The sequence below is a fragment of the Thioclava sp. F34-6 genome (assembly GCF_002213235.1).
Taxonomy (GTDB): domain Bacteria; phylum Pseudomonadota; class Alphaproteobacteria; order Rhodobacterales; family Rhodobacteraceae; genus Thioclava; species Thioclava nitratireducens.
Genome location: NZ_NBOA01000004.1, coordinates 279882 through 297689, shown reverse-complemented (window position 1 = coordinate 297689; position 17808 = coordinate 279882). Strand labels below are relative to the sequence as shown.

18 protein-coding genes and 1 tRNA gene are annotated in these 17808 nt (G+C 62.8%); 12 read left to right on the top strand and 7 right to left on the bottom strand.

The window, feature by feature from the left end:
* Nucleotide 1: 1 nt before the first annotated feature.
* The 6 genes from B6V72_RS10425 to B6V72_RS10400 form a co-directional block, all read right to left on the bottom strand.
* Nucleotides 2-1147 carry a peptidoglycan DD-metalloendopeptidase family protein gene (locus B6V72_RS10425; protein WP_075776741.1) on the bottom strand — a complete coding sequence of 382 codons (1146 nt, stop codon included), beginning with the start codon at nt 1145-1147 and terminating at the stop codon, nt 2-4.
* A complete protein-coding gene (gpmI, locus tag B6V72_RS10420) occupies nt 1144-2667 on the bottom strand; it encodes a 2,3-bisphosphoglycerate-independent phosphoglycerate mutase (RefSeq protein WP_088735498.1) in 1524 nt (507 codons plus the stop codon). The genes B6V72_RS10425 and gpmI overlap by 4 nt, the downstream gene beginning before the upstream one ends.
* Nucleotides 2668-2737: 70 nt before the next feature.
* Nucleotides 2738-3400 carry a class I SAM-dependent methyltransferase gene (locus tag B6V72_RS10415; RefSeq protein WP_088727549.1) on the bottom strand — a complete coding sequence of 221 codons (663 nt, stop codon included), beginning with the start codon at nt 3398-3400 and terminating at the stop codon, nt 2738-2740.
* A gap of 154 nt (nt 3401-3554) precedes the next feature.
* On the bottom strand, nt 3555-4022 hold the full coding sequence (gene rlmH / locus B6V72_RS10410) for a 23S rRNA (pseudouridine(1915)-N(3))-methyltransferase RlmH (RefSeq protein WP_088723493.1): 468 nt from the start codon (nt 4020-4022) through the stop codon (nt 3555-3557).
* Nucleotides 4023-4032: 10 nt separating this feature from the next.
* On the bottom strand, nt 4033-4395 hold the full coding sequence (gene rsfS / locus B6V72_RS10405; protein ID WP_075776745.1) for a ribosome silencing factor: 363 nt from the start codon (nt 4393-4395) through the stop codon (nt 4033-4035).
* A 132-nt stretch (nt 4396-4527) separates the two neighbouring features.
* Nucleotides 4528-5883 (bottom strand): mechanosensitive ion channel domain-containing protein, encoded by a 1356-nt coding sequence (locus tag B6V72_RS10400; protein WP_075776746.1) that lies wholly within the window; start codon nt 5881-5883, stop codon nt 4528-4530.
* 267 nt (nt 5884-6150) lie between these two features.
* On the opposite strand from B6V72_RS10400, the gene leuC reads away from it, so the two are divergent.
* From leuC to B6V72_RS10375, 5 genes are all read left to right on the top strand, one after another.
* On the top strand, nt 6151-7572 hold the full coding sequence (gene leuC, locus B6V72_RS10395; RefSeq protein ID WP_075776747.1) for a 3-isopropylmalate dehydratase large subunit: 1422 nt from the start codon (nt 6151-6153) through the stop codon (nt 7570-7572).
* 12 nt (nt 7573-7584) lie between these two features.
* Entirely contained in the window at nt 7585-8190 is a 606-nt protein-coding gene (leuD, locus tag B6V72_RS10390) for a 3-isopropylmalate dehydratase small subunit (protein WP_075776748.1), read from the top strand.
* 126 nt (nt 8191-8316) lie between these two features.
* Nucleotides 8317-8829, top strand: coding sequence for a DUF308 domain-containing protein (locus B6V72_RS10385; RefSeq protein ID WP_088735497.1), 513 nt, complete (start codon nt 8317-8319; stop codon nt 8827-8829).
* Nucleotides 8830-9101: 272 nt separating this feature from the next.
* Nucleotides 9102-9929, top strand: coding sequence for a hypothetical protein (locus B6V72_RS10380; RefSeq protein ID WP_075776750.1), 828 nt, complete (start codon nt 9102-9104; stop codon nt 9927-9929).
* Nucleotides 9930-9973: 44 nt separating this feature from the next.
* On the top strand, nt 9974-10963 hold the full coding sequence (locus tag B6V72_RS10375; RefSeq protein WP_346394102.1) for an endonuclease/exonuclease/phosphatase family protein: 990 nt from the start codon (nt 9974-9976) through the stop codon (nt 10961-10963).
* Here the strand turns inward: B6V72_RS10375 and B6V72_RS10370 are convergent.
* Complete coding sequence (locus B6V72_RS10370) at nt 10927-11847, bottom strand: hypothetical protein (RefSeq protein WP_075776752.1); 921 nt, start codon at nt 11845-11847, stop codon at nt 10927-10929. The two genes, B6V72_RS10375 and B6V72_RS10370, sit on opposite strands and share 37 nt — an antisense overlap.
* A gap of 216 nt (nt 11848-12063) precedes the next feature.
* Between B6V72_RS10370 and leuB the strand changes: the two genes are divergently transcribed.
* The 7 genes from leuB (at nt 12064) to rfbA (ending at nt 17804) form a co-directional block, all read left to right on the top strand.
* Nucleotides 12064-13167, top strand: a complete 1104-nt coding sequence (gene leuB, locus B6V72_RS10365) for a 3-isopropylmalate dehydrogenase (RefSeq protein ID WP_088735495.1) — start codon at nt 12064-12066, stop codon at nt 13165-13167.
* A 117-nt stretch (nt 13168-13284) separates the two neighbouring features.
* Nucleotides 13285-14262: a DMT family transporter gene (locus B6V72_RS10360; protein ID WP_075776754.1), complete on the top strand. Its 978-nt coding sequence runs from the start codon at nt 13285-13287 to the stop codon at nt 14260-14262.
* Between the two features lie 52 nt (nt 14263-14314).
* Nucleotides 14315-14391: transfer RNA gene (locus B6V72_RS10355), tRNA-Pro, on the top strand.
* Between the two features lie 98 nt (nt 14392-14489).
* A complete protein-coding gene (rfbC, locus tag B6V72_RS10350; protein ID WP_168173032.1) occupies nt 14490-15062 on the top strand; it encodes a dTDP-4-dehydrorhamnose 3,5-epimerase in 573 nt (190 codons plus the stop codon).
* A complete protein-coding gene (gene rfbB, locus B6V72_RS10345) occupies nt 15059-16096 on the top strand; it encodes a dTDP-glucose 4,6-dehydratase (protein WP_088735493.1) in 1038 nt (345 codons plus the stop codon). The genes rfbC and rfbB overlap by 4 nt, the downstream gene beginning before the upstream one ends.
* A complete protein-coding gene (gene rfbD / locus B6V72_RS10340) occupies nt 16093-16938 on the top strand; it encodes a dTDP-4-dehydrorhamnose reductase (RefSeq protein WP_088735492.1) in 846 nt (281 codons plus the stop codon). Before rfbB ends, rfbD begins: the two co-directional genes overlap by 4 nt.
* Nucleotides 16935-17804 carry a glucose-1-phosphate thymidylyltransferase RfbA gene (gene rfbA / locus B6V72_RS10335; RefSeq protein ID WP_088735491.1) on the top strand — a complete coding sequence of 290 codons (870 nt, stop codon included), beginning with the start codon at nt 16935-16937 and terminating at the stop codon, nt 17802-17804. Before rfbD ends, rfbA begins: the two co-directional genes overlap by 4 nt.
* Nucleotides 17805-17808 lie beyond the last annotated feature (4 nt).

The following is a 17808-nucleotide window of genomic DNA, read 5'->3' as shown; positions in this document are numbered from 1 at the left end:
CTCAACCCTTGTCGTCTTTTGTCTGGATGAACCACGGCGTCGGGTCCACGGGCTTGCCGCCCTCTCTCAGTTCCAAATAAAGCGTCTCGCTGCGATCTGCACCAGCGCCATCTGTCGCCGCCTGCACGAATTCCTTGCCGAATTCCTTCGCTCCCGGCTGAATTCCGCCCATCAAGCCGATGGGCGTGCCCTTTGGCAGCACGTCTCCGACCTCACCATAGACGGTTCCGAGGCCCGCAAGAACCAGAAGATATCCATCTGCGGGTTCGAGGACCATCACATTTCCGTAGTCGAGCAAGGGACCGCGGTATCGGATCGTCGCAGCCCAAGGCGTCGTGACCAGAGATCCCGGCTCACTGGCAATCACGAGGCCGGGACGTTTGATCCCTGCCGCATCCGGTTCGTTGAAGCCACGCAGCACCGAGCCGATAACCGGCAAGTTCAGCGTGCCCTTTGCGCCCGCGAAATCTCCGCGCGGCGGACCGATATCGTTTTCCATATCGCTCAACCCGGTCGCGAAGCCTTCGAGCGTATCGGCGCTTTGCACCAGCGCGGTCAGCTCCTCGGGTTCCTCGAGATAGCGCTGCGGCAGCTTTTCGCGGCGCTCGGAAATGGCCTCCGACAGCGCAGTGCGGGCCTTGGTCACCGAGACCATCCCCTTTTCGAGGGTCTCGCGCGCGTTTTCCTGCAGTTTGCGCAGGGTCGCAATTTCCTCAAGGTGGACGCTCAGCTTCTGCGCCTCGTCCTGCAAGGCAGGCGCGACCGAGGACAGCACCATCCCGGACCGCGCCGAGCCTTCGGGACCGGACGGATGCAGCAGCAGCAGCGGCCCGTCGGATTGCTGCATGGTCGACATGACAGCCAGCAAACTGCCAAGCTCTTCGCGTTTCGCGTCGAAGCCTTGCTTGATCTCGCGCTCGCGGATCGCTGCGCGGCGCAACCCGTCGCGCAGCGCGCTCAGCCCTTGTTCATAGGCATGGATCGTTTTCGTTAGTGCTGCAATGCGATCCGACTTCGACTGCGCCGCGTCGAGCGCGGTGATCGCCTTGCGCAGATCGGCCGAGGCCTTGAGTGCGGCGTCGCCAGATCCGTCCGCCCAAAGCGGCCCGGCGGAAATCAGAAGAGCTGCGAGTGCGGCGCGGATCACGATACGATCAGGCTCTTTCCGGTCATTTCTTCGGGTTGATCGATCTGCATCAGGTCCAGTAGCGTCGGCGCGAGATCCGCAAGCCGTCCGTCGCGCAGCTTGGCGCCCTCCGGCCCGCCAACCAGAGAGACCGGCACGAGGTTCGTGGTATGCGCGGTGTGCGGACCGCCGGTTTCCGGATCGATCATGGTTTCGCAATTGCCGTGATCGGCGGTGATGATCATCGCGCCGCCCGCAGCCTCCAGCGCCTCGACGACGCGGCCGATATCGTGGTCGATCTCTTCCACCGCAGCGATCGCGGCTTTCAGAGAGCCGGTATGGCCGACCATATCGGGGTTGGCGTAGTTCACGATGATCAGGTCGTACCCGGTCTCGATCGCCTCGACGAACTTGTCGGTGACTTCCGGCGCGCTCATCTCGGGCTGCAGGTCATAGGTCGCGACCTTGGGCGATTTCGGCATGTAGCGGTCTTCGCCTTCCCACGGCTCTTCCTTGCCGCCGTTGAGGAAGAAAGTGACGTGCGGATATTTCTCTGTCTCCGCCAAGTGGAATTGGCTAAGCCCTTGTTTTGATATCCACTCTCCGAGCGTGTTTACGATTTCGCGCTTCGGATAGGCGGTCTTCATATAGGCGTTATGCTTGTCGGAATACTCGACCATCCCCAGCAGCGCCGCCCATTTCGGACGCGTTCCCGTCTCGAATTCCGAGAAGTCCGGCTCGCCGATCGCGCGCAGGATTTCGCGCGCGCGGTCGGCGCGGAAGTTGAGGCAGAAGAAGCCATCGCCATCCTTTGCGCCCTCGTAATCGCCGATCACGGTGGGCTTGATGAACTCGTCCATCTCGTCCTTGTCGTAGCTGGCTTCGACCGCGGCCACTGGGGTGTCTGCCCCCTGCCCTTTGCCGTTGATCATCGCGTCATAGGCAAGGCCGACGCGGTCCCAGCGGTTGTCGCGGTCCATCGCGTAATAGCGGCCATCGACGGTGACGACGGTGCAGCCCTCGGGGAGCCGGTCGCAAAGATCCGAAACGAAGGACTTCGCGCTATCGGGGGCGACATCGCGCCCGTCGGTGATCGCGTGGATCAGAACGGGGACGCCTGCCTCCGAGACCATTTTCGCCGCAGCGAGCGTATGTTCGATATGGCCGTGCACACCACCATCCGAGATGACGCCCATCAGATGCGCGCGCCCGCCGCTCTCTTTCATCGTGTCGATGAAGGACAAGATCGCCTGGTTCTCGAAGAAAGAGCCATCCTCGATCGCCAGATCAATCTGGCCCAGATCCATCGCCACCACCCGTCCCGCGCCGATATTGGTGTGGCCGACTTCGGAATTGCCCATCTGACCGCTCGGCAGACCGACATCGGGGCCGAAGGTCACCAGCGTCGATTTCGCCGGGTTGTTCCACAGGACACGGTCGAGGTTCGGGGTGTCGGCCAGCAAGGGCGCGTTGCCTTCGCGCTCCTTTCGCTCGCCAAAGCCATCGAGAATGCACAGGACGACGGGTTTCGGGCGGGTCATGGCGGCCTCCTAATCTGTTGCCCCCTCATACGCCTCGCAGGCCGTCGCGGCAACCGGGGGCATGCGAGGCTCAGGCCTGGAACATGATCCGCCGGGCCTTCTTCTCGTAGCTGAGTATCTCGGTCTGTCGCGTGACTTCGAGCAGCGAGGCGAGCGCCGCGTCGGGCTTTTCCATATAGCGCCGGCGCAGGTCCAGCACGACAGCCCCGCCGTCCCGGATCACCCGCATCATCAGGTCGAGATAATCGCCGATCGGATAATGGAAGCCGCAGGAAATCAGGCTGGTGACAAGATCGCCCGTGACTCCGTCCAGCGCATCAGGCTGCTTGACCGGGTTGAGTGTCTCGACCGCGCGGGCGCCATTGTCGCGCAGGAACGCCGCTGCGGCGTCGAGCGAGGCATAGCCTGCACCGGTATCGCTCCAGAAATGATATTGCTCCGGGGTTTCCTCGATATCGATCAGGGTCACGGCGCAATCGTAATCCTTGATCAGCAATGCGTCGTTGAGCCCCTGCCCACAGCCGATGTCGACCACATGGGTCGGACGGCGGCCGGTTTCCTCGAGCGTCTTGCGCAGCGGTAGATACTCGGTGAAGACCTCGGCGAGCGCGCCGCGAAAGATCTCCTCGTTGCGGGTCTCGACTTCTTCGAACGCGGGCCCCCTGTCACCGTCTTCCCAAGCCTTTCGCGCAGTGCCGGAAATCTGGCGCGTGCGCTGGAACCCCAGTAGCATCATTGCCTCGCGGGAAATGGACGCGCCGGATATGTTCATGTCTCGAAGAGTATTCATCGGGCCTGACCTGCTGCACATCATTTTCGGACGCAGCGTAACGTCGTCGTGATGCGGTGCAAGCTGTCGATGGGAGCAGAGGTTAGTGACCTGTCGATCAGACGCGGTGATAGGGTGTGCCGGCGATGATCTGTCCGGCGCGGTAAATCTGTTCGGTCAGCATGACGCGGGCCAGCATATGCGGCCAGACCATCTTGCCGAAGGAGATGGAAAACTCGGCGCGGCTGCGCAGGGCCGGGTCGATCCCGTCCGCACCGCCGATCACGAAAGCCACGTCGCGCGCCTGATCGCGCCAGCCTTGCAGTTTCGTGGCGAATTCCGGCGATGAGATCAGGCTGCCGCGTTCGTCGAGGGTGACGATGACCGATCCCTCGGGAATGGCGCGGCTGAGCAACTCTGCTTCCGCGCCCTGCCCCAAGCCTTTCTTGTCTTCGACCTCGACGACGGAAGCCGGGCCGAGCCCGAAGGCGCGCCCGGATTTCTCGAAGCGTTTCAGGTAGTCGTCGATCAGCTCGCGCTCGGGCCCCTTGCGCAAGCGGCCCACCGCGCAGATCGTGATCTTCATGCAGCCGAACTCAGACGGGGGCGCCCGCAGGCATCCACATCTTTTCCAGCTGATAAAACTCGCGCACTTCCGGGCGGAAGACGTGAACGATGACGTCAGAGCTGTCGATCAGCACCCAGTCGCCCTGATCCTTGCCCTCGACTTTGCAAGCCCGGTCGAATTCGTGCTTCAGCCGCTCGGTCAGGTTTTCGGCTATGGCGCTGACCTGACGCGTGCTGCGCCCGGAACAGACAACCATATAGTCGCCGATCGAGGACCGACCGCGCAGGTCGATGGTCACGATATCTTCGGCCTTGTCGTCTTCGAGGGAAGAGATGACGCGCGCGAGGATTTCTTCGCTCGTCGCTTCGGCGTTGACGGCCCGTGTATTCATGGCCGCTGCCTTTGTGCCGGCATCACTCGGCACGAGGGAAAGATGAGACAGGACATGGTCCTCCAGATGTTACGCGCCACAATAGTCCCGGCGCTGGACGTCTTTCAAAAGTAGCATTCCGCAGGTCCGATTTCAATTTTCCTGCGGCGAATTTTCGCTATGCGTTTCCGGAGCCTGTTGCAAGTCAAGCTGTGACCCTTCGAGCACGCGCACTTCGCGCTGCGGGAACGGGATCGAAATGCCGTTCGCCTTGAACGTATCCCAGAGCGCGAGAAACACTTGGCCGCGCACATTGGTCAGTCCCTCGACCGGGTCGGTGATCCAGAACCGCAGGAGGTAATCGACCGAACTGTTGCCGAAACCGGTCACGTGGCAAACCGTCGGGCGGTTCTTCAGGACGCGGTTCACCGATTGCGCGGCCTCCACCGCGAGTTTGCGCACCAGATGTGGGTCATCGTGATAGGAGGTGCCGAAGGGCAGGTCGATCCGGACGAATTCGTTGGAATGGGACCAGTTGACCACCTGCCCCGTGATCAGGTCTTCATTCGGGATCAGGTATTCCTTGCCGTCGCGCGTGACGACCGAGACATAGCGCGCGCCCAGCGAATTGATCCAGCCGAAGGTTTCGCCAAGGCTGATCACGTCGCCGGGCTTGATCGATTTATCCAGCAGGATGATCACGCCCGAGACGAGGTTTGACACGACTTTCTGCAGACCGAAGCCAAGGCCCACGCCGATCGCACCGGACAGAACCGCAAGCCCGGTCAGGTCGAATCCTACCGCCTTGATCCCGATGAACAGCGCCGCGCCGTAAAGCAGAACCTGCATCACCTTGATGACCAGCTCCGACATCGACGGGCTGATATCCTCGTTGGTCCGCAGCCGCGCCGAGGTCTGCCCAGAGATGATCCGCGCCACCGACAGAAGGATCGTCGTCAGCACCAGTGCCTTGAGAACCCCGTAGGCCGTGATGCGGAAATCACCGAATTCGACCGCGGTCCCGTTCAAGAGCCGCACCGTTTCGTCCCAAAGCCCGAGGTAATAGAGCGTGACCCAGATCCACGCGCCCCAGCGCACGATACCGCGCAGGAGCGCATTTCGGATCAGCCGCGCGACGAGGCCGACGACGAGCCATGCCGTGACGAGCGTGGCGGCCAGCACCACGAGGAAGCGCCAGGAATAAAAACCCTTGGTTGCCTCGAGCACGAACACCGACGCCCATGCGAACACAATGAAGAGAAATCCGCGCAGACGCTTCCGGAGCAGGATCAGCCAGCGAAGCTGACGGGTCGAGAGCTCACGCCTCCGCCCCCAGTCGTCGACTTTCGGCGCGAGCCAGATGCGCCCGAGATGGGCCAGCGCAAAACACGCTGCGATGATCCCGAATTGCCAGAGCCGCGAGGGCAAGACCATAGAATTGAGGAAGATTTCGATCTGCGCCCAGATCGAACTCAAAATCTTGACGATGTCCCCGTTCGCGAAATCCATGGAAATGACGTTAGCCCGGTTTTGCGATCAGGCCAAACACGGACTCTTCGATTGCCTCAGCGCCGGATTCGCCGTATTTAGCGGCCCATGACACTCGTTTTCGACATGGATGACCGCGCCCGCCTCCGCGAGCGCTTCTACGGCGAAAGCCGCTCGGTGCTGGCACGACTTTGATGCTCTGCGCCCGCGGGCGCATATCTGCGCCTGCTGTCCCATGTCTGACAAACGGCCGTTTTATAGGCCAGCCATCCAAAGAAAGTGAGAGCCATGTCTGCTCCGAAGACCCTCTATGACAAGATCTGGGACGCGCATGTCGTGTCCGAAGACGAAGACGGCACCAGCCTGCTCTATATCGACCGCCACCTCGTCCACGAAGTGACCTCGCCGCAAGCCTTCGAAGGGCTGCGCATGGCGGGCCGCAAGGTGCGCGCGCCGGAGAAAACTATCGCCGTACCGGATCACAACGTGCCGACCACGCTCGACCGCGCGAAGGGGATCGAGAACGAGGAAAGCCGGATTCAGGTCGATGCGCTCGACAAGAACGCCAAGGACTTCGGGGTGAACTATTACCCGGTCTCCGACGTGCGTCAGGGCATCGTGCACATCGTCGGTCCTGAACAGGGCTGGACGCTGCCGGGCATGACGGTCGTCTGCGGCGACAGCCACACCGCGACCCATGGCGCGTTCGGTGCGCTCGCTCACGGCATCGGTACCTCGGAAGTGGAGCATGTTCTGGCGACCCAGACGCTGATCCAGTCGAAGTCGAAGAACATGAAGGTCGAGATCACCGGCAAGCTGCGTCCGGGCGTCACCGCCAAGGACATCACGCTGTCGGTCATCGGCGCGACCGGCACTGCCGGCGGCACTGGTCATGTCATCGAATATTGCGGCGAAGCGATCCGCGAGCTGTCGATGGAAGGCCGCATGACCGTCTGCAACATGGCGATCGAAGGCGGCGCGCGCGCTGGCCTCATCGCGCCGGACGAGAAGACCTTCGAATACGTCAAAGGCCGGGCTCACGCTCCGAAAGGCGCGCAATGGGAGGCGGCTCTGCATTGGTGGAAGCAGCTCTACACCGACGAGGGCGCGCATTTCGACAAGGTCGTCACCATCAAGGCCGAAGAGATCGAGCCCGTCGTGACCTGGGGCACTTCGCCCGAGGACGTGCTGCCGATCTCGGGCTCCGTGCCCGCGCCGGAAGACTTCAAGGGCGGTAAGGTCGAAGCGGCCAAGCGCGCGCTCGACTACATGGGCCTCGAAGCGGGCACCAAGCTGACTGACATCAAGATCGACGTGGTCTTCATCGGCTCGTGCACCAACGGCCGGATCGAGGATCTGCGCGCCGCCGCCGAAGTCGTCAAAGGCCGCAAGCTGGCCGACGGCGTCCGCGCGATGGTCGTGCCGGGCTCGGGTCTCGTGCGGGCTCAGGCCGAAGAAGAGGGTCTGGACAAGATCTTCCTCGACGCCGGGTTCGAATGGCGCATGGCGGGCTGCTCGATGTGTCTCGCGATGAACCCCGACCAGCTGGCAGAGGGCGAGCGTTGCGCGTCGACCTCGAACCGTAACTTCGAGGGGCGTCAGGGCTACAAGGGCCGCACCCATCTGATGAGCCCGGCCATGGCCGCCGCCGCTGCCGTCACCGGTCATCTGACGGATGTTCGGAAGCTGATGGAAATGGAAGACGCGTAAGGAGCGACGAGAATGGAAAAGTTCGAAAAAGTTACCGGGATCGCCGCGCCCATGCCGCTGGTCAATATCGACACCGATATGATCATCCCCAAGGGTTTCCTGAAAACCATCAAGCGTACCGGGCTCGGCGTGCATGCGTTCGACGAGATGCGTTACGACCGTCAGGGCAACGAGAACCCCGACTTCGTTCTCAACAAGCCGCAATATCGGGAAGCGCAGATCCTCGTGGTCGGCGACAACTTCGGTTGCGGCTCCTCGCGTGAGCACGCCCCGTGGGCGCTCGCCGATTTCGGCATCAAGGTGATCATCTCGACCTCCTTCGCCGACATCTTCTACAACAACTCGTTCAAGAACGGGATGTTGCCGATCGTGCTGCCGCAGGAGCAGGTCGATATCCTGATGAAGGATGCGGAGAAGGGTTCGAACGCACGGATGACCGTCGATCTCGAGAACCAGGAGATCACGACCTCGGAAGGCGAGACGATCAAGTTCGATGTCGACGCTTTCAAGAAGCATTGCCTGCTCGAAGGTCTCGACGATATCGGCCTGACGCTTGAAAAGGCCGCAGCCATCGACAGCTTCGAGACGCAGATGCATCAGGCGCGTCCCTGGGTGTAATACCCGATACCATAAGAACAGGAAAAGCCGCCCCGACCCGGGCGGCTTTTTTCGTGAGGAGGGGGCGCGGGAACGCACCGCCCGTGGTATCGTTCATCATTTGACGTAGACCGAGAGGATGATGCGATGCGCGTTTCGACCCTGTTTCTGATGACCGGCCTCGTGCTGATTGTTCTCGGCGTCGCGGCCATCACGAATCCTTTCGCGACCTCTCTGGCCCTGACTACCTTCGTGGGCATACTGTTCCTGATTGCCGGGGTGGTGCAGGCGTGGCTCGCCTTCAACGGCCGAGACGGGGCGCATCGCGCGTGGCACGGGCTGATCGCGCTTCTCAATATCGTCGTCGGCGTCTGGCTGATCGCCGATCCGATGTCCGGCACGGTCTCGCTCGCAGCGGTGGTCGGCGTGCTCTTCCTGCTGATGGGGGCGTTGCGCCTGCTGATCGGCCTGCGCCTCGCGGCGCCGCGCCTGCGCTGGATGCTGGTCCTGTCGGGCGCGGTTTCGATCCTTCTCGGGCTTTTGATCTTCGCGGCCTTCGATCAGATCGCGACGCAGATCCTCGGGCTTTTGCTGGGCATCCAGCTTCTCGCGGATGGTGTCGGTCTTGCCGCACTTGGCTTTGCCAGCCGCGACTCCTGAGGGCTTTTGACCCGCTAAGCCCTTGATCCACAAAATATGGTTCCGCTCCCTAGTTTGCCACAATTTTGCACCTTTATTGATGCAATGTCGCACCAGGTCTTTCCAGAAAACGCCCGAATACGGCAGAGAGTCTGAAAACAGTATTTGCTTGGATCGGGAACTTGGGCAAAATCATGGCAAGTTTGAGGCAGCGGGTCACATTTGGCGCGCGTCTTGCGGGTAAAAGGATCGGCAATGTATCGAATCCGACCGCAGGGAAGGGTAGGGTAACTGTGTTTTCACGTCTCTCAGGGGCGCTCTTTCGCGCGATCCTCGTTGCGGTGGTGATTTGCATCCCCGCGCTCATACTGCCCGATACCAGTAGCGACACCGCCCAGATCGTGGCGTTGATGGCGCTGTTCGGATTTGCGCTGACCCTGTTCGAATACGCCTCGGTCTATCCCGGTCTGATCGAGTTTCGCGATGCGCCGCCCTTCAACCGCATTCGGTTCATGTCGCTGTTTCTAACCGTCGGCCTGCTCTCTCTTGCGGTACAGTCGCAATATCACGCGTCGACGCTGACCCGGTTGATCGAGGTTCTAGGCACTACGGTCGCAAGCTCCATCGACGTGCCTTACAGCCCCGTGCGCCTGTTACAGCTCGCGCTTCCGGCGGATGCCTCTTTGCATCAGGTCGCGCTGGTGCGCACCGCGGCGGGGATGGCCTACCTGATCTCGCTGCTGACCCTCGGCTATTTCGTCATCGTCATGCGGATCATGGGCTGGCCGCAGGCGCATACCAAATTCAACGTCTGGGTAAATCTGCCGACCTTCGACCCCACCGCGGGCGGCGACGTGGTCGAGCGCCTGCGCCGCGACGCGTGGTTCAACATTGCACTCGGATTTCTTTTACCCTTCCTTATTCCGGCGGTGCTCAAACTCGTTTCGGTCAGTTTCGTGATCGTGACGCTGGAAGTGCCACACACGATGATCTGGATGGTGACGGCATGGGCCTTCCTTCCCGCAAGCCTGTTCATGCGCGGCATCGCGCTGGCCCGGGTCGCGCAAATGATCGAGAACAAGCGTCTCGCCTCCGGGGCGAGCGACTACTTGCCGGCCTGATCGCGCTCTGTTTCGCGCTGCCCGCCACGGCAGAGACTCTGCGTGTGGCGACATGGGATGCTGGGCTGTCGCGCCGGGGTCCCGGCCTTCTTCTGAAAGATATCCGCAAAGGCGAGGCGCAGGTCGCGGCGGCGACGCGGATCGTGGACACGATCGCGCCGGATGTTCTGCTGCTGACCGGGATCGACTGGGATCTCGACGGGCTGTCGCTGGAGGCGCTGAACGAACGCCTCGCGCAGCCCTATCCGCACCTTTTCGCGCCGCGCCCCAATAGCGGCTGGCCGAGCGGGGCCGATCTCGACGGCAACGGAAAGCTAGGCGAAGCGCGGGATGCCCAAGGCTACGGACGATTTCCGGGGCAGGGCGGCATGGCGCTTCTGTCGCGTTATCCGATCGAGGCCGACCGTGTGCGCGACTTCTCCAGGATGCTGTGGAAGGACCTGCCCGACGGGAGGATCGCCGGGGCGGAGCTGTCGCCCGACGCGATGGCGGTACAGCGCCTCAGTTCGACGGGGCATTGGGACGTGCCGCTCAAGTTGCCGTCGGGCGAGCGCCTTCATCTTCTGGCCTTCTCCGCGACGCCGCCGGTGTTCGATGGGCCGGAAGATCGCAACGGACGCCGCAATCGTGATGAGATCGCCTTCTGGCTGCGCTATCTGGATGGGGAGCTCGACGCGCTGCCGCCCGAAGCGCCGGTGATCCTGATGGGCGACGCCAACCTCGACCCGAAGGACGGGGAGGGGCGGCGCGATGCGCTCGATCTGCTGCTGAACGGTCCGCATTTCCGAGACCCCCAGCCGCGGAGCGCGGGGGCGAAAGCTGCGGCGGATCCTGATCATAGGGGCGACCCGAGCCTTGATACCGCCGATTACGACGGCCCGGGCAACCTACGGCTCGACTACGTTCTGCCGTCGAATGATCTGCATGTAGAGGCGGCGGGCGTCGTCTGGCCCGAGCCGGGCGCGCCCTTGGCGGAGGCGGCACGCGCCGCCTCGCGTCACAAGATGGTCTGGCTAGACATTGTATTGCCCTGATCGGGCACGACCTTGAGGCCCCGGATATAGAGATGCTCGAACACCACGCGCTGCAGCGTCTTCGGCGTGAATTCCGGGAAGCGTGCGTGGAAATCGGTGCCGTCGATTTCGTGGCTCATGTCGAACAGGTAGCGCATCTCGCGTAGTTCGCGTGCCAGTTCCCACGCGGGCGATGCGAGCAGAAGCGCCGTCCACGGGAATTTCTTGATCGAGATGTCGCGCCCCATCTGGCGGGAGAATTCCTCGGCCAGCTCGCGAACGGAGAACCGGGTTCCGGGGAACCCGAGATCGAGAAGACCGGGCGAGTGATCTTCGGTCTCGGCAAGTTGCACCGCGACACGCGTCATGTCCTCGAGATCGGCGTAGACGCGCTGCGCATCGGGCTTGCCGAGCGCGGTGATCTTGCCCTTGCGCAAATCCTTCAGCATCACCCGGTTGAGTAGTGTGTCGGGCGCCTCGGCATTGATGAAATCGCCGCCGCGCAGGATCACGACCGAACGGCCCTCCTCGGCATGGGCGCGATAGCGCGCCTCCATCTCGGCGCGGATATTGCCCTTGCGGGTGCAGGCGTGATGCGGGGTCGACGCGCTCCACGGAGACGGCTCGCGCCCGTAGACATAGACGTTGCCCGGCACCATCACCGATGCGCCGCTATCGCGCGACGCGGTCAGAACCTGCTTGGTGATCTGCGGGATCTGGTTCGCCCAGTCGTGGTAATTCGGCGGGTTCATCGCATTCACGATCCACCGCGCGCCGCGCGCCGCGATCGCCATATCGGTGCCCCGGCGATAGCGATCGACGTCCCAGCCAGCCGCTCGGAAGGACCGTGCCGCAGCTGATCCGAACAAACCGCCCATTCCCAGGATCAGTACCCTGCGATTCATTTCGCCCTCATGTGTCGTCTGCCTGCTCTAAACTCTAGCATGCGCTCATACGCGCGCGGGGGCCACTCGCCAACCACTTGATCCGCAAAAGCCCGCCGAAGCCTCGGCAACCGCTTGCCGATCGTCCAGACACGGTTTCGCGACCTGTGCCGCTTGACCAGGGGGCGGGCAGGGGATACCCCCTTCGAGACCCTGTTTTCTCGGGAGATTATCCTAATGACCAACCCTTCCATCCTCATCCTGCCCGGCGACGGGATCGGCCCTGAAGTCATGGCCGAGGTTCGCAAAGTCATCGATTGGTACGGTGCCAAGCGCGACCTCGCCTTCGACGTGAGCGAAGACCTCGTCGGCGGCGCGGCCTATGACAAGCACGGCGTGCCGCTGGCCGATGAGACGATGGCGAAGGCGCAGGAAGTGGACGCGGTTCTGCTCGGCGCCGTGGGTGGCCCGAAATACGACACGCTCGACTTCTCGGTGAAGCCGGAGCGCGGCCTGCTGCGTCTGCGCAAAGAGATGGACCTGTTTGCGAACCTGCGCCCCGCGCAATGCTTCGACGCGCTCGCCGATTTCTCCTCGCTGAAGAAGGACGTGGTCGCAGGCCTCGACATCATGATCGTGCGCGAACTGACCTCGGGCGTCTATTTCGGCGAGCCGCGCGGCATCTTCGAAGAAGGCAACGAGCGCGTCGGCATCAACACCCAGCGCTACACCGAGTCCGAGATCGAGCGCGCCGCCCGTGCCGCGTTCGAACTGGCGATGAAGCGCAACAAGAAGCTCTGCTCGATGGAGAAAGCCAACGTGATGGAGTCGGGCATCCTCTGGCGCGAAGTCGTGACCCGCGTCGGTCAGGACTACCCGGAAGTCGAACTGAGCCACATGTATGCGGATAACGGCGCGATGCAGCTCGTGCGCGCGCCCAAGCAGTTCGACGTGATCGTCACCGACAACCTGTTCGGCGACATCTTGTCTGACTGCGCGGCGATGCTGACCGGTTCGCTCGGGATGCTGCCTTCGGCGAGCCTCGGCGCGCCGATGGCGAATGGTCGCCCGAAAGCGATGTACGAGCCCGTTCACGGTTCGGCGCCCGATATTGCGGGGCAGGGCAAGGCCAACCCGATCGCCTGTATCCTCAGCTTCGCGATGGCGTTGCGCTACAGCTTCGATCAGGGCGAAGAGGCGACCCGCCTCGAAAACGCGATCGAGAAAGTGCTGGCCGATGGCGTGCGCACCGCGGACCTGATGGGCCCCGAAGGCGGCACCCCGGTCTCGACCGCCGAGATGGGCGACAAGATCATCGAAGCGCTCGACGCCTCGCTCTGATCCAAGAGAAAAGTCTCATGAAAAGGCGCGGGTGAAAGCTCGCGCCTTTTTCATGCCGCGGCCTTGCAACTCCCGAACATCCGCCCAAGATGCGAGCGATAACACCGGGAGCCTTCCATGCCCGATTTCGGCGGAAAATCAAACGCGCGCGGCGCCGCGCTCGGCCTGACATCGATGGCGATCTACGCCACGCATGACGTCATCATCAAACATCTGGGCCAGACCTATTCGCCGGTTCAGATCGTGTTCTTCGCGGCGCTTCTATCCTTCCCGCTGCTCTCGGTGATCCTGCTTAACGACAAGCGCGAGGGCAGCCTGCGCCCGGTTCATCCCGGTTGGGTCGTGGGGCGTGTCGTCACCACCGTCGTCACTGGGCTCTGCGCGTTCTACGCCTTCTCGACCCTGCCGCTGGCGCAGGTCTATCCGCTTCTCTTCGCGATGCCGCTGCTGGTCACCGTCTTCTCGATCCCGATCCTCGGCGAGCGGGTCGGTATTCACCGCTGGGCCGCTGTCATCCTCGGCCTGATCGGCGTGGTGATCGTGGTGCGCCCCGGACAGGCGGAACTCGCGCCGGGCCATTTCGCGGCGATGACGGCGGCGGTGACCGGCGCCCTCGCCTCGGTGATCGTGCGCAAGATCGGTTCGGAGGAGCGTTCGGTCGTCCTCCTGCTCTCGCCGCTTCTGGGCAACGTGATCGTCATGGCGATCCTTCTCCCCTTCGTCTGGCAGCCGCTTCAGATTACCGATCTCGGCCTGATGGCGGTGATCGCGATGTTCGGCCTGACCGCGTCCTTCCTGCAAATCCTCGCCTATCGGGCGGGAGAGGCCGCAATCGTCGCGCCGATGCAATATTCACAGATCCTCTGGGCGGTCTTTTACGGCTGGATCATTTTCCACGAGAGCGTGGATATCCCGACGCTCGTCGGCGCCGGCGTCGTGATCCTGTCCGGCATCTACATCGTGATCCGCGAGACCCGCGTCTCCACGAACCAGCCGGTGCTGCGCACGCGGGGTCGTTCGGAAACCGCGACCGCGCCGCGTTCGTCGCTTCTGGGCCGCGTTTTGGGCCTTCGCGCACCCAATTCAAGAAGCTGATCAAGACCCCCTTGCAAAACCCCGCGCAAGCCGCTAATTCCCCGCCCACGGTCGGAGCGTAGCGCAGCCTGGTAGCGCACCTGCTTCGGGAGCAGGGGGTCGGAGGTTCGAATCCTCTCGCTCCGACCATTTCCCGATTTTCCCTGATTCCTTGGCTTTTGGCGATGTCGCTGGCCTTTCGGCCCGTGCTTTGGCACAACTTTCCCGAAGCAATGAAGGCAGGGCGCATGCAGGCCGAAGCAACACCCCTCAGCGGCGTTCTGGTGATCACCCCGAAGCGATTCGGCGATCACCGCGGGTTTTTCTCCGAGAGCTATTCGGCGAAGCGATTTGCCGAGGCCGGGATCGAGATCGATTTCGTGCAGGACAATCATTCGGTCTCGGAGGCCGTGGGCACCGTGCGCGGGTTGCATTTTCAGGCGCCACCCCATGCTCAGGCGAAACTGGTGCGCTGCGGACGCGGGCGGCTCTGGGATGTCGCGGTTGATATCCGCAAGGGCAGCCCGACTTACGGGCAATGGTTCGGCACCGAGCTGAGCTTCGAGAACGGCAAGCAGCTGCTGATCCCGGCGGGCTTTGCGCATGGGTTCGTGACGCTCGAGCCGGGCACCGAGATCGTCTACAAATGCTCGGATTACTACGCTCCCGACTGTGAAGGCGCGATCCGCTGGGACGATCCCGATCTGGGCATAGACTGGCCGCTTTCCGCAGGAACAGAGCCTGTTTTGTCCGGCAAGGATGCCGAGGCACCTCTTTTCGCTACCTTCGACAGCCCCTTCACCTGGGAGGGCGCAGCATGAAGATTCTCGTCACCGGTGGTGCCGGGTTCATCGGCTCCGCCGTCGTCCGCCTCGCCGTCTCGCGCGGCCATGAGGTTGTGAACCTCGACGCGCTGACCTATGCCGCCTGCCTCGAGAATGTCGCGCCCGTCGCCGACAGCCCGCTTTATGCGTTCGAGCAGGCCGATATCCGCGACCCCGAGGCACTGACGGCGATTTTCGCGCGCCACAAGCCCGAGGCGGTGATGCATCTCGCGGCCGAAAGCCACGTGGATCGCTCGATCGACGGTCCCGGGGCTTTCATCGAGACGAACGTGATGGGCACCTACAACATGCTGCAGGCGGCGCGCAGCTTTTGGGAGGGTGAAGGCCGCCCCGAGAGTTTCCGCTTCCATCACATCTCGACCGACGAGGTCTATGGCACGCTCGGCGCCACCGGCCAGTTCACCGAAAACACGCCCTACGCCCCGAACAGTCCCTATTCCGCCTCTAAAGCGGGCTCGGACCATCTCGTGCGCGCCTGGCACGAGACCTATGGGCTGCCGGTCGTGCTCACCAATTGCTCGAACAATTACGGCCCCTATCACTTCCCGGAAAAGCTGATCCCGGTCGTGATTCTGAACGCGCTCGCGGGCAAGCCGCTGCCGATCTATGGCGACGGCTCGAATGTGCGCGACTGGCTCTTTGTGGAAGATCACGCCGATGCGCTGCTTCTGGTGTTGGAGAAGGGCGCTTTGGGTCGCAGCTACAATATTGGCGGCGAGAACGAGCGGTCGAACCTCGAACTGGTCCAAACGATCTGCACCATTCTCGACAGGCTGCGTCCGGGCGAGACGCCCTATGCCGATCTGATCACCTTCGTCACCGACCGCCCCGGCCACGATGCCCGCTACGCGATCGACCCGACCCGCATCCGCGAGGAGCTGGGCTGGCGCCCGAGCGTCACCGTCGAAGAGGGGCTCGAGCGCACCGTGCGCTGGTATCTCGAGAACGAGGACTGGTGGCGCCCGCTGCTGGAGCGGCACGGCGTCGGTGAAAGGCTGGGCAAGGCATGATCCTCGTCTTCGGACAGACCGGCCAGGTGGCGCAGGAATTGCAGCGCCTCGCACCCGAGGCGGCGTTTCTGGGCCGGAATAGGGTCGATTTGAGAAACCCTGATGCCGCAGCTGAGGCGATCCGGGAGGCGAAGCCAACGGCAGTGATCAACGCCGCCGCCTATACGGCTGTCGACAAGGCCGAAGAAGAAGAGGCGCTCGCCCAAACCGTCAACGGTGACGCGCCCGCTGCGATGGCCAAAGCCTGCCGTGACCTTGGCATCCCGCTCGTTCATATCTCCACCGATTACGTCTTCGACGGCTCCGGTGAAGCGCCGTTCAAACCGACCGATCCGACCGCTCCGCTCGGCGCCTATGGCCGCACCAAGCTCGCCGGAGAACAGGCGATCCGCGCAGCAGGAGGGACCTTCGCCATCCTGCGCACGAGTTGGGTCTTTTCGGCACATGGCGGGAACTTCGTGAAGACGATGCTGCGCCTGTCCGAGAGCCGCGATCACCTGACGATCGTCGCCGACCAGATCGGCGGCCCGACCCCGGCCAAGGCGATTGCCGAGGCCTGCCTGACGATGGCGCAAGAGTTGCAGCGCGCGCCCGAGAAAAGCGGCGTTTACCATTTCTCAGGCTCTCCCGATGTAAGCTGGGCAGGCTTCGCGCGGGAGATCTTCGCGCGGGCCGGGCGGGACGTGACGGTGGAGGATATCCGCACCGCCGATTATCCGACGCCCGCGAAACGGCCGCTCAATTCGCGGCTCGACTGCAGCGACCTGGCCGTGTTCGGCCTGAAGAGACCCGATTGGAGATTGGGATTGGACGAGGTTTTAACCGAATTGGGGGCGATATGACGCGCAAGGGGATCATTCTGGCGGGCGGCTCGGGCACGCGACTCTATCCGATCACGATGGGCGTCTCAAAACAGCTTCTGCCGGTCTACGACAAGCCGATGATCTACTACCCGCTGACCACCCTGATGCTGGCCGGTATTCGCGAGATCGCGGTGATCACCACGCCGCATGATCAGGAGCAATTCATCCGCACGCTCGGCGATGGCAGTCAATGGGGGCTGAGCCTGACCTATATCACCCAGCCCTCGCCCGACGGTCTGGCGCAGGCCTATCTGCTAGCTGAAGATTTTCTCGCGGGCAGCCCTTCGGCGATGGTTCTCGGCGACAACATCTTTTTCGGCGCGGGTCTCGGCGAGATCCTGAAAGCGGCGAATGCGACCACAGAGGGCGGCACCGTCTTCGGCTATCGCGTCCGCGATCCCGAACGCTACGGAGTGGTGGATTTCGACGAGAGCGGCACCGTGCGCGCGATCATCGAGAAACCCGACGTGCCGCCCTCGCAATTCGCGGTGACGGGGCTCTATTTCCTCGACGAGACCGCTCCGGACCGCGCCAAGACGATCACGCCGTCCGCTCGGGGCGAGCTGGAGATCACCTCGCTTCTGGAAACCTACCTGCATGACGGCGCGCTCTCGGTCACCCAGATGGGCCGCGGCTTCGCCTGGCTCGACACCGGAACGCATGGCAGCTTGCTCGATGCGGGGAATTTCGTCCGCACGCTGGAGGAGCGGCAAGGGCTGCAAAGCGGCTCGCCCGACGAGATCGCCTTCGAGAAGGGCTGGATCAGTGGCGAGCAACTGAAAGATCGCGCTAATGAGTTCGGTAAGAACAGCTATGGCGAGTATCTGCTGCGCCTGATCGAGTGATGGT